This window comes from Rickettsia endosymbiont of Ceutorhynchus obstrictus (assembly GCF_964026565.1).
GTDB lineage: Bacteria > Pseudomonadota > Alphaproteobacteria > Rickettsiales > Rickettsiaceae > Rickettsia.
The window spans coordinates 683,560-696,259 of the sequence record NZ_OZ032162.1; the positions used below are offsets into that span (position 1 = coordinate 683,560).

Below are 12,700 nucleotides of genomic sequence, written 5' to 3' on the forward strand. Positions count from 1 at the left end.
CAATAATATACCCTAAATATATATTGTGACAAAAATGTTATAAAAAACTATTGATTTCTTTTATATTCAGCACTAACGTATATATTTACATTAATATTTTAAGGTAAACCAATGTCGCTAATCGATGTTCTTGTAGTAGATGATGAAGAAGATATAAGAAATATAGTTGCCGCAATTTTAAAAGATGAAGGATTTAATCCTAAAGTGGCGGCTAATAGTACCCAGGCTTTGAGAATACTTGCCGAAAAACCCGTATCGGCGGTTATCTTGGATATTTGGCTTCAGGGGAGTGAAATTGACGGGCTCGGAATTTTAGAGATAATAAAAAAACGTTATCCGTTAATGCCGGTAATAATAATTAGTGGACACGGTACAATTGAAACTGCGGTAAATGCTATAAAAATAGGTGCCTATGATTATATAGAAAAGCCGTTTAGTAATGATAAGCTAGTTATTTTACTTAAAAGAGCATGCGAAGTAACAAAATTAAAACGCGAAAATATTGATCTTAAATCAAAAGTTATAGATAAAACCGAACTAATAGGCGAATCTTCCGTTAGTGTAAAACATAAAATAGAAATTGAAAAAGCAGCTTTTGCTACTAGCCGTGTTATGATTCACGGTAAAGTCGGTAGCGGTAAGGAACTTGCTGCAAGATTAATTCATAAAAAGTCTAAGCGAGTAAATAATCCTTTCATTATTTTTAGCCCGATGTGTATGAGTACCGAAAAGATTCATCAAGAATTATTCGGGGAGGTAGATAAAGTAGAAAACGGTAATAAACGCCCTACCTTACTGGAATTTGCTAATAACGGTACGTTATATATTGATGAAGTTAGTAATATTCCTATACCTATCCAAATAAAATTTCTTAAATTTTTAAAGGACCAATCAATAAAAAAACCTTGCGGGAAAAATATCAAACTTGATATAAAAATAATAACCGGTACTTCTAAAAACATGCAAGAAGAAGTAAATAACGGTAAATTTTTAGAAGATCTTTATTATCGTTTTAACGTTGCTTCTTTAAAAGTGCCTTCATTATATGAACGGAAAGAAGATATACCTCTGTTAGTCAAGTATTTTGTAAAACAGCTTTCTAAATTTTCAGGGTTAAAAGAGCGTAATTTTGCCGATGAAACTATCGCCGCTCTTCAATCTTACGAGTGGCCGGGTAATATCAGACAGTTACGTAACGTAGTTGAATGGACTTTAATTATGAACCCGTTAACCTCCGGCAATAATGAAGTAATCAAGCCTTATATGATACCCTCCGAGATTTTAACGAATAGTGCTAATCTTACTAAATTGGAAGATAGCTTTGATATGTTATCTATGCCGCTTAGAGAAGCTAGAGAAGTTTTTGAACGGCAATATTTATCGGCTCAAATGAGTCGTTTTAATAACAATATTTCTAAAACTTCATCCTTTGTGGGGATGGAACGCTCGGCCCTACATCGTAAATTAAAATTGTTAAGTTTACATGTTCCTCTAAATAGACTAAATGATGAAGAGTATGAGGAAGTTAATGCTTAATAAAATCCAATTCCTGAAATATAAGCAGTATATATATTTATTATGTATAGCAAGTTTATTATTTTTAACCGCTTGTTCAGAACCGACTCGTGATGCAAACGGTTTGCTGACTGATAAGCAAAGTCTAGTAATTAAAAATTATATAGCTGCTCAAAATACTAAAAAACTTAAAGTTAATATTAAAGATAAATTCGGTTCAAATTTAAGAGGATTGAAATTAATTGGCGTAAAACTAACTAATGAAGATTTATCGGGAATAGATTTAAGTTTCTGTGAAATATTACGTGTTGATTTTTCCGGTACAAATTTACAACAAGCAATTTTAACAAATGCGATAATACAAGAAAGCGATTTCTCAAATTCAGTAATACAAAATGTATCTGCTTATAGCTCTGATTTTCAAGGTTCTATTTTTGAAGGGGCAACATTAAGAGATACAAATTTTATCCAAGCAAATTTTACCGATACCGCATTTAATAAAACCCTTGTTAAAAATGTAAATTTTGAAAATGCAAAATTCACTTCCACGCTTTGGAATAATAATAATATAGAAAATGTTAATTTTCAAAAAGCTAGCCTTAGAAGTAGTAGTTTTAAAAATACGACAATATTAAACTCTATTTTTTACGGTGCTGATTTACAGGGGATATCGGCAAGTAACAGCAATCTAAGTAATAATTATTTTGAATCAGTCGACTTAAGTAAAGCTAAGTTAAATTCGTTAGTTATTAAAGATTCAAATTTTACTCAAAGCATTTTTAATGAAGCAAGTTTTAATAATATTCAAGCTAATAACTCCATATTTTCATTTTCTTCATTTCAATCTACTATCTTTAAAAATGTTAATATTGTCGGGTGTGATTTTCAAAATGCCGCTTTTAGTAGTTCTAGTTTAGAACAGGTAAGAGTTGAAAATAGTTTGCTAAATAATACAAATTTTAATGATAACAAAATAAGCAATTTATCAATAAAAAATAGCAATATTAATTTTGCAAAATTTAATAAAATACAAGCGACAAATATTACCTCGGAAAACTCTACTTATGTTAATACGTTTTTTAATAATAATGATATCAAACAGTTAGCGTTTATTAGCAGTGACTTAACCAATAGTGGAATAATAAACTCGAATATTTCAAATAGTCAATTTACTAAAGTCAATTTTGCTAAAGCTTTAATACAAAATGTTAACTTTTTAGAAGGTAAGTTTACTTTAAGCAATTTGTCTCAAATAGCTTTAATTAATTCCACTTTAACAAATACGGTATTCGATACTTCCCCTATTACAAATTCGCAAATAAATAATACGACTTATGTAAATTCTAGCTTTGTGAATGCTCTATTCACTAAAAATATTATTTTAAATAGTAACGATTTTAATAAATTCCAGACAGGAATAATAATAAGCTCAGTTAAGGACTTACAAAAAATCAATGATTTAACGAATATGAATTTTCAAAGCCTTGATTTTAGTAATGTAACATTTGATAAAACAGATTTTTCCGGCTCAATTTTTAAAAATGCAAATTTATCAAATGCCGTAATCAAAAATTCTATTTTAGAAAATACTGATTTTACTATGGCAACACTTAATAAAACAAATTTTTCCGGCTCAATATTAACTAATAGTGTATTAGAGTCAGCAAAGATTTATCAAACGAATTTTAGTAATACCGATTTAACAAATGCCAATTTTAGTAAGGCTTTTATTGAAAATATTTTGTTGGATAATGCAAAAACCGCTAAGGTTACAGGTCTTAATCTTATCCCGTCAAATGCTAAATAATTATTCTTAAATTAACTATATTAATATTATTTATCTTTTATATTTGCTTTGTTTTGAAAGTTAAATTTCCACGGTTTAAGGTTGCCGACTTTAAAATAGACTGCTTTATTTTTTAATTTAGACGATACGGGAATTATATTAGGACTGCGTTCTAATAAAATAAAATGTTCATTATTGCCATGAGAATATATGAATTGTTGAGTAGAAAAATTACCTCTGATCATTTCTTGAATTTGGTAGGTATGAGTATCTAGTTTTTGCCATTTTTGAAATTTAATAATTTCCTGACCCCAAATTGCTAAATTCCAATCATTAATTACAATATCCTCAAAATTTTTACAGCTAATAATAAGCTTGGATATCGTATCGACCGTTACAATATTAATATTTGCGGCATTGTCAAAATTAACTACCGACCCTATATAAGTGCGTTTAGTTAAATTAGCTATTTTAACATAGTCATCGCCGGATTCGGAAATATATAAAAATTGATTGATATTGCTTTGTAAATAAACAGCTAAATAAGGTCGGTCGCCGGTACTGACAATATTAAAAGGTAAATCAAGAATAATACATTTAGCCTCATCTAAGCTGATTGATTCTACCACAGCAGTAGTACTTGCTGCCGGTAAATAATAAGAATCTGCCTCATCAATAATACCGGTAATTAGAGAAGTAAGGTTTAATAATTCAATACTCACTACTCTCACTTGATACCGGTAACTAAAATAATGTAATATTACAAAATCGCCCGGCTCATAACCATGAAATATGGATAATATTACGAATTTTATTATTTTGCTCTCTAAAGCGGCATTCTTTAGGATTAATTGCCCTAATCTCTCTGCCTCTATAGGAGATAAAATAATAGGTATTTTTAGAGCTAGCGGTGGGTTATTTGAAGAATTTTCATTATTTACGTAACAATAATAATTATTATAATTATTGAAACGATCAATAAAATTAATCGCCAGTTTACTGATAATATTTTCTTTCGGTATCTCGGTTTGTTTTAAATAACTATTATCCGATAATTTTATTAATGCTTGTTGATTTAAATTATGTAAAGAGCCGTAACCGCGTTTAATAAATTTGATTTGATCACGCTCATTTGCCAAGATATCAAAAAAATAAAATATTCTTAAAGAATTGATAATATCTATTGTTGATAAAACTTTATTTAGCACTAATCCCTCTACTGTCTCATCGATAGTAGAAATATCGATTTTGTGCATTGAGATACCGCATTTATTAGATAATTCCAAAATTATTGCCGCCAAGCTACAGCTACCGAATTTACCGTTAACCCAATGTCCCTTTTCCCATAAATGATTATCGCGCCAAATATTACCGTGCGGCCAAGCAGGATAGGGCCTAGCGTCCCAACACCATAAAAACATTTCTTCAATATATTCCTCTGCTTGCCAATATTCTAAAAAACCTTTTATCGCTGTACGTTGTACTGTAAAATCCGTAGCACCGGAAGAATATTTAGGTACTCCGCCGTCTTGACAAAAGGGATCAAAAAATACATTCGGTTGATTCGGTGCTTTATCGATTGAAGGAAAGCCAAATTCGGTAAACCATATTTTTTTCATTTTCGGCTGCCAATTTGTAACTAAGCCGTTAGGATTATAATGATGATTCTCCCACCAATATCTTAAATTCTTCCAAGCATAAGCGGCAGATAGAGGTTGCTTTTGCCCGTCGGAGTCTAGATAGTAATCATAACCTTCACTTGAATGACAACCTTTTATAATTTCTTCACCTGTTATTTGTGAGTTTAAAGTTCTAGTTATAGGAAAATAAGCATCTATACCGACAAAATCGATGTCGGGAGAGGCAAATAACGGGTCTAAATTATACCAGCCGCCGCTTGTATGATGATATTCCGACCAATCAGCGGCGTAAGTGACTAATACCCGCACGCCGACTATTTCTTTGACTAATTTAGCAAGCTTGATAAGTTCATTAACTCCGGGGAAGTTATCGGCAGAATCTTTAATACTCGTAATACCGATAAGTTCCGAACCGATAACAAAAGCGTCAACATAATCTTTAACAAGCCTTGCATAATGAAGAATAAAATTATTATATCCTTCTGCTTTATTAAAAAATTGATGGATAGAATCAGGCGAACCGGTAACGTAGCCACGCCACAGTTTGCCCGGTACATCCATAAAAAACATCGGATAAAACATAATTTTTAGATTACGCTTTTTAAGTTCCTGCAGATAACGAAGTAAACTAGCATCGTTAACGCTGCCGCCGTAATTAGGATTATTGTTATTATCTTTAGAAATAATTTTAGCGGTCGCACGGCTATAATGGCTTACTCGCCATTCCGCCGAATATTTAGTATGAGGATCGTTAAATTCTATCGCCGGTTTTATACTACATAGTTCAGTGTTTAGGTTATCGGCAAACCAAGAAACTACCGGTGCTATCCATTTTATATTTGGACAAATAGTTTGTAATTGATTAAGGCTAAATACGCTATCGGCAATATTAAGCTGATTATGTGAGTTAATTGCCGTATGGCTGATAACGCTGCCGTAAGAGCTTTCTATCGTTTTGTATTGTACTATCGTATCATAAACATATTCGCCCGATCCCGGAATCATATTTATAGCACTTATTAAATTCTCGACTATTGAATAATTAGCCTCCATAGGGATATTAGCTTTTCTTGTTACCTCAAATGCAAAATTTGGAATAGAATCGTTAAAATCTTCTAGCGGTAAATCTTCAAATACCAGATAGCTAAGAGAGCGAAAAGCGGGAGTTTTACCGAGTCCTAAGCAGCTTTCAATTAAAGGATCGGGAGTTTGAGTTTCCGAACCTAAATATAATCTAAAATTATATTTACCCAAATTTATTAATTCATCATTTGCCCAGACTCTAGTAATTTCGGTAATTTCTCCTTCACATATGCTGATAGCGCAAGATAAGTAATATTTGCATTCCGTTAAACTACCGATAGATTTAACTTGATGAAAATAAGGGAAATATTCTTTGTAGCTAGTCGTATTTTCTACTTCTTTAATTTGATTTGCCCAGATTATTTTGCCGCTAACTCTGGCAAGACCAAAAACTAGAGCTATCGGTTCGCCGTAACGAGCTGTGGATAAATGAAAACTTTCCTTAATATTTTTAAAGCGATGATATTCTTCCGGTTCATGATTTAATCGGTCTAAATAATCGCCGAAAGCCTTGCCGGCAAATCTACCTATAGTTGATAATATGCCTCCGCCGAAAGTGCTACCGAGCGTACCCCCTAACGAGCTAAAAATCTTACCGAACATATTTTTCTATATTTTGATTGATATTATTTGATATTAACACAACAATATGCTACCACTAAATATACGAGAATGACGTCAAAAAAATATAAAAAAATTATTAATTATTATGTTATTTTTGAAATTAAAATTATTTATTAAGAAATATTTTATTGCTTTAATATTGTTCGGTACCGGCATTGCGACAGCAGAAATTATTGAAGTTGATAGCTTAGATAAAATAAATCAAGATTTTGAAGAAATTTATAATAAAGACTATTTACCGCAGGATATGCTAGTAGTTATAGGACTCGATAAGCTAATATTTAAGTCCTTATTGCCTTCAGCGTCTGCGCTTGGTCAAGAGGGCTATTCTAAATTATTGCCGATTTTTAAAAAGATTAAACCACAATCAAAGCAAGTTTATATAGATCAATTACTTCTTGTTGATTATAAACAAGAGTTAGCAGATACCGCTTTACCGAACTTTATAAAAATAATTAGTAATAACAATATAGCTATAATAGCGGTTAGTAAAAATTTCACCGGTAATTTTAATAACATCCCTACGCTTGAAATATGGTTAGCCGATTATTTAAAGAAGAATTTTGATATTGATTTTTCTCGAAGTTTCTCACAAAGTAACTATATAATCTTTAATAATTTACGAAGTTTTGATAATACTTATCCGGTATTTTATAAAGGTATATTAAGCAGCAATAACACTCCGCAGGCTGAGCTAATACTTAATTTTTTAATTGAAGTAAAATTTATGCCGAAAATTCTTATAGCAATCAGTAGCGATGAAGAGCTATTAGGCTCTATGCAGGCGCAGCTTAGTAGTTATAACTCTAACATCGCTTATACCGGCTATCATTATGTTACTGCCGATCAAGAAAATGATAATGAAAAGAATTTAGCGTATTATACTAAATTTTTTAATAATTTGGTAAACAAAGTAAATAAAGTACAAAGAACCAATTCACCGACCAAAACCAACAAGCAAAATAATAAAAATCCTTATGACGGTACACTCAATTAATCTAAATATCTTGTCATATGGCTCGAATTTTCGATGTCATTCCCGCGAAGGCGGGAATCCGGAAAAGTATTTAAGCGAATTATATAGTAAACTTTTATATAATTTTGTTTATTTTAAGTATTTTTTTTGGATTCCCGCCTTCGCGGGAATGACAACTATGATTTTATCGAGCCATGCAACAACGCCTACCAAGCCACGCGGTGACATTTTTAACTCTTCATTTATGAGCAGTATACACAACAAATTATTATTATTATTTTTCTTGGTCATGCCTTTTATAAGTTACGGTCAAATAATTCCTACTTATTCCATTGATTCAATAACAATTAAAAAATTATTGCCGCAAATTGATGCTGCTACACTGGTATTAGTTAATATAGATAATACGATTATCACGCCGCAATCGAAAATGTTTCGCTATAATAATAATCCTTATATAGCTTTTGTAGATAATTTATATAACTTGGCAAAGTCTAACTATGCAATTAACGGGATAATAGCTTCGTTAATGGTGCAAAGGCAGATGATGTTAGTAGAACCGAATTGGTCTGATTTTATAAATAAGATGAAATCGCAAGGTGCAATGGTTTTTGGTTTTACTGAAGTAACTCCGCCATGTAAGTTAATTAATAATTTTGAAGGGTGGAAATATAGTCAGCTTCGAGCATTTAATATTAATTTTACGGATAAGGTTAATAATAAAGAAATGTTTAGGTTTGACGATCATGATGCAGATGCTCCTGTTTTTTATGAAGGTATATTATTTACCGGTACTGCAAGCAAACTCCAAACTCTTATTAAGTTTTTAAAAATTATACCTTCCGCTCCCCTTAAAATTGTAATTTTTGAAAATAATAAGACGGAACTAAAAAAAATAGATTCTTTTTTGAGAATGGTCGATGTAGAATATTACGGTATAGAATATTTGGGGTGGCAAAGAATAATAGGCTATCCTGATGAACATACAGCCAAATTACAGCAAGATACGCTTCTGAAGACCGGTAAGTGGTTAGAAGACGCGGAAGCAGAAAATTTTTTAAAAAGCCAACAAGAGAATGAATAAATATTAGCTATGAGTAATCTAATTAATGCCCTAAAAGATTTAATTATTAAAACCGGAGAAATTGCTTTAGATATCAAGAAAGTTGGATTAGTAGTTGAGGATAAGCTTGACGGTTCTCCTGTATCCAATGCAGATAAAGAAATCAGCGAGCTTATTTATCGAGATTTACAAATTTTAACCCCTAGCGTAACAATAATTTGTGAGGAACAACCGCTGCCGCTATTAAATAGCGATACATTTTGGCTAATTGATCCGATTGATGGAACAAAAAGTTATATAAGCGGTAAAGATACTTATACTATAAATATGGGTCTTATAAAAAACGGCATTCCGACTATCGGCTTAATATATCAGCCTTCAAATGCTAAATTATATTATACCGATGCGAACGGTAACTTAAAAATTGAACAAAATTCAGTAGAAATTCCCTTGCTTGGGGCGGCTAACCAAGAATCTAAGAAAAACGGTTTTAATGCGGTGATTAGTTTCCATCATCAAAATAAAGCAACAACGAATTTTTTGGATAAATATTTAATAAATAAGATAGAAAGTATAGCAAGTTCTATTAAATTATGCTTAATCGCGGAAGGAGAGGCTGATCTATATCCTAAACTCGGCGGGCAAACTATGGAATGGGATATCGCTGCCGGTCATGCTTTAATCAAAGCTAGCGGCGGTAATATTTTCGATCTTGACGGCAAGGAAATTAGTTACGGTAAAAAGAACTTTGCTAACCCCGATTTTTTTGCCTGTAGTTCTTATTGGTTACAAAAAAACATTGCATAATATCCTCTTTCTCTATATTTTTGTGATTTAGAGGATATTGTTGCGTAGATTGATAAAAGCAGCAATAGGTCATTCCCGTTTTCACGGGGCTTTGTTGCATGGTTTGGTTTTATCCCGTCATTGCGAGGAGAAACGTAGTTTCGACGCGGCAATCTAGAGAAAAAATAGTAAAAAATGCTATGAAATTTATATTTTTTAGATTGCCGCAGCCACTTCGTGGCTTCGCAATGACGATTTTGTTGTTAATTTTCGAGCCATGCAACAATGCTCCGTTTGAACTAGAATGACATCGAGTAAAAATCATAGTAGTATAGCTTAGATTGCCACAGCCACTTCGTGGCTTCGCAATGACGGTGTACATTACCAACTCTCCACAAATAACAAAAACACAACAAAATTTATGTTAAAAAAACTAGGTTTTTGGTCGGTTTTCGCTTTGGTAACCGGTAGCCAAATCGGCACGGGAATTTTTATATTACCGGCCAGTTTAGCCCCTTTCGGTATATATAGTATTTGGGGCTGGATATTATCCTCCTGCGGTGCTATTAGCATTGCGTTGTTATTTGCCGCTTTATGTGCAAAATTCCCGAAAACCGGTGGTCCGCATGTATATGTTCAAGAGGCATTCGGTAATTTTGCCGCTTTTTTTACCGGTTGGACTTATTGGATTATTTCCTTTGTTAGTACCGGTGCGGTGATTATTTCGGCAATAGGTTATTTAACTCCTTTAATCGGTGATCAAACTAATATGGTTTATTTGATTCTCGAAATATCATTATTAATTGCTATTGCCGCTTTAAATTTTAAAGGTCCGGGAATAGCGGCGCGTGCCGAGTTTTTTCTTACTATTTTAAAGTTTATTCCTTTATTGATAGTGGCAATATGCGCATTATATCGGTTTGACCTTAATAATTTTGTTACCGATGAAAAAGTGGTTAACTTAAGACTGCCGGAGCTTATGGGACGAGTAGCGTTACTAACTTTCTGGTGCTTTATCGGCATAGAATGCGCTACTACTTCGGCGGGTTCGGTAATTAATCCTTCAAAGACGATCCCAAGGGCTATAGTGTTCGGTACTATTTGCGTAGCGACTCTATATCTTATCAATAGCATCGGGATAATGGGTTTAATTTCCGGCACGCAATTAATGCATTCTAAAGCGCCGTATGTTGATGCGGCTCGGTTACTTTTCGGCGGGGGATGGCATTTATTAATCTCTTTGATAGCGTCGGTTATCTGTATCGGTACGTTAAATGCTTGGGTGTTAACAAGCGGGCAAATCGCATTAGGGCTTGCGGAAGACGGGCTAATGCCTCGCTTATTTGCTAAGAAAAATGCCGACGACGCACCTATATGGGGGCTTATAATAAGTTGCGGGGGGATCGTACCTTTATTGATTTTTACGGCTAATGAGAGTTTCTTTGATCAAATCACTCAAATAATGGAGATGTCGGTAGTTGCTTTTTTATTCGTTTATTTGATTTGCGGTATAGCATTTTTAAAAATACTTTTTACTTCCAAAGAAAAAGCGGCTTATTATTATCCGCTAATCGGCATTTTATCGATTATTTTTTGTGGTTGGATTATTTACGAAACACCTTTAAAAACTTTAATTATCGCTAGTATGTTTACCTTTAGCGGTTTGCCGGTATATTTCTTTTGGTATCGGCGTTGTTGCACGGCTCAATAAAAGCAGCAGTATGTCATTCCCGCGAAAGCGGGAATCCAGAAAATAATAGTCATCCTGAATTTATTTCAGTATCTACTAAAAAGATGCGCAAAACTTGTTCAGCATGACATAAATAAGACTGGATTCCCGTTTTCAGGCCATGCAACAACGTTTTTGGTATCGGAAGCAAGATACGGCATTAAATAGATTCACAAAATGCAACTAGTTTTTTAGAAACGATGTTAATATCATAATTTTCTTTTAATTTTAAATAGGCAGTTTGAGAAAATTTTTGCGCTTTATTTGGGTGATCAATAAGATACATAATTTTTTCGGCTAAATCTTCACTTGAGGCATTTTCGCAAAGTAATCCTTCTTGCATATGGGTTAAAATTTCGCTAGGACCTTCGGTGTTAGAGCTGACTATCGGTAAACTAGCCTCCATAGCTTCAAGTAATATAATACCGAAAGGTTCATGCAATGACGGAAGGCAAAAAATATCAAGCCCTGCAAAAAATTTATCCTTGTCTTTAACCCAGCCCGTAAATAATATATAATCTTTAAGTCCCAATTTGTCCGTTAAGGATAATAATTTTTTTGCCTCTTCGCCGTTCCCGCCGATAATTGCTTTAAATTCATATCTTTTTTCTCTTAAAATATGCATCGCTTCTATAAAAACATTCGCTCCTTTTTTAGGTACTAATCTAGCAATCATGCCGATCACTATAGGATTTGTATATAGTTTATGCGGAATAAAATCCTTTTTAATATTTATCATATTCGGTAGAAGGAAAATTTTTGAATCAGTAAAATTATGTGTTAACAAATGCTTTTTCATATGCTTAGTTAAAGCAATCACATAATCACATTTTTTTAAGCCTTTTAAGCTATAATTATGAGCAATCCCGATTAGTTTTATGTGTTTAGATTTAGCAAATTTACTAAAATTTATTGCCCTATTGCCGTGGGCGATAATTATATTAGGTTTGGTTTTATAGATTATATATTTAAGAATAAGGCTTGAAAAAAAATCTATGGGTGCTAAATTCGGTAATTTATAGCCCAATATAAAATTTTTTGAAGGTAAGAAGGCATTTATTTTTGCTCTAAAGCTAGTTACATTAATAACTTCAACTTTTTGCAGCCGCAGGGCGCTACTATAATCTAAAAAAGCCTGCTGAATACCGCCAAGGTCACGGCTTAGCATAATGTTCAGAATTTTCATTTATACTCTTTTATTTTTCTATGTCATTCCTAGCTGCGGCGGGGCGTTGTTGCATGGCTCGAATTTTTGCAAAGTGTTTCGGTGTCATGCCGTGGCTTGACCCACTACTGTACGAACGTTTAAATAAAGAGGTAAAAATTCTGTCATTCCGTGGCTACGACCACGGAATCCAGCTTTATAATATCATAAAAAGATTCTAAAATAAGTCTAATATGGCTTTATTTTCCTGGATGCCGTGATCAAGTCACGGCATGACACAGCCTTTTTTCAACGTTCGTACAGTAGTGGGCTTGACCACGGCATCCAGTCTTT

11 protein-coding genes are annotated in these 12,700 nt (G+C 33.0%); 8 read left to right on the plus strand and 3 right to left on the minus strand.

Going from position 1 to position 12,700, the window contains the following annotated elements:
* Positions 1-111 precede the first annotated feature (111 nt).
* Both AAGD64_RS03880 and AAGD64_RS03885 read left to right on the plus strand, forming a co-directional pair.
* Positions 112-1,536, plus strand: a complete 1,425-nt coding sequence (locus tag AAGD64_RS03880) for a sigma-54-dependent transcriptional regulator (protein ID WP_253307872.1) — start codon at positions 112-114, stop codon at positions 1,534-1,536.
* Complete coding sequence (locus tag AAGD64_RS03885) at positions 1,529-3,322, plus strand: pentapeptide repeat-containing protein (RefSeq protein ID WP_341793929.1); 1,794 nt, start codon at positions 1,529-1,531, stop codon at positions 3,320-3,322. Before AAGD64_RS03880 ends, AAGD64_RS03885 begins: the two co-directional genes overlap by 8 nt.
* A 26-nt stretch (positions 3,323-3,348) precedes the next feature.
* Here the strand turns inward: AAGD64_RS03885 and AAGD64_RS03890 are convergent, their stop codons facing one another.
* Entirely contained in the window at positions 3,349-6,627 is a 3,279-nt protein-coding gene (locus tag AAGD64_RS03890) for a glycoside hydrolase TIM-barrel-like domain-containing protein (RefSeq protein WP_341793930.1), read from the minus strand.
* A gap of 106 nt (positions 6,628-6,733) precedes the next feature.
* Between AAGD64_RS03890 and AAGD64_RS03895 the strand changes: the two genes are divergently transcribed.
* From AAGD64_RS03895 to AAGD64_RS03905, 3 genes are all read left to right on the plus strand, one after another.
* Complete coding sequence (locus tag AAGD64_RS03895) at positions 6,734-7,645, plus strand: DUF2608 domain-containing protein (protein ID WP_253307870.1); 912 nt, start codon at positions 6,734-6,736, stop codon at positions 7,643-7,645.
* A gap of 223 nt (positions 7,646-7,868) precedes the next feature.
* The gene (locus AAGD64_RS03900; RefSeq protein WP_341794152.1) at positions 7,869-8,708 is read left to right on the plus strand and encodes a DUF2608 domain-containing protein; all 840 of its coding nucleotides are present in this window, start codon (positions 7,869-7,871) and stop codon (positions 8,706-8,708) included.
* A gap of 9 nt (positions 8,709-8,717) precedes the next feature.
* Positions 8,718-9,494 carry a 3'(2'),5'-bisphosphate nucleotidase CysQ gene (locus AAGD64_RS03905; protein ID WP_341793931.1) on the plus strand — a complete coding sequence of 259 codons (777 nt, stop codon included), beginning with the start codon at positions 8,718-8,720 and terminating at the stop codon, positions 9,492-9,494.
* Between the two features lie 109 nt (positions 9,495-9,603).
* On the opposite strand, the gene AAGD64_RS03910 is transcribed toward AAGD64_RS03905, so the two are convergent.
* The gene (locus tag AAGD64_RS03910) at positions 9,604-9,855 is read right to left on the minus strand and encodes a hypothetical protein (protein ID WP_341793932.1); all 252 of its coding nucleotides are present in this window, start codon (positions 9,853-9,855) and stop codon (positions 9,604-9,606) included.
* A gap of 39 nt (positions 9,856-9,894) precedes the next feature.
* On the opposite strand from AAGD64_RS03910, the gene AAGD64_RS03915 reads away from it, so the two are divergent.
* Both AAGD64_RS03915 and AAGD64_RS03920 read left to right on the plus strand, forming a co-directional pair.
* A complete protein-coding gene (locus tag AAGD64_RS03915; protein ID WP_341793933.1) occupies positions 9,895-11,184 on the plus strand; it encodes an APC family permease in 1,290 nt (429 codons plus the stop codon).
* The gene (locus AAGD64_RS03920) at positions 11,169-11,291 is read left to right on the plus strand and encodes a hypothetical protein (RefSeq protein ID WP_341793934.1); all 123 of its coding nucleotides are present in this window, start codon (positions 11,169-11,171) and stop codon (positions 11,289-11,291) included. The genes AAGD64_RS03915 and AAGD64_RS03920 overlap by 16 nt, the downstream gene beginning before the upstream one ends.
* Before the next feature lie 71 nt (positions 11,292-11,362).
* On the opposite strand, the gene AAGD64_RS03925 is transcribed toward AAGD64_RS03920, so the two are convergent.
* On the minus strand, positions 11,363-12,388 hold the full coding sequence (locus AAGD64_RS03925) for a glycosyltransferase family 4 protein (RefSeq protein WP_253307866.1): 1,026 nt from the start codon (positions 12,386-12,388) through the stop codon (positions 11,363-11,365).
* Positions 12,389-12,441: 53 nt separating this feature from the next.
* Between AAGD64_RS03925 and AAGD64_RS03930 the strand changes: the two genes are divergently transcribed.
* Positions 12,442-12,588, plus strand: a complete 147-nt coding sequence (locus AAGD64_RS03930) for a hypothetical protein (RefSeq protein ID WP_341793935.1) — start codon at positions 12,442-12,444, stop codon at positions 12,586-12,588.
* Positions 12,589-12,700 lie beyond the last annotated feature (112 nt).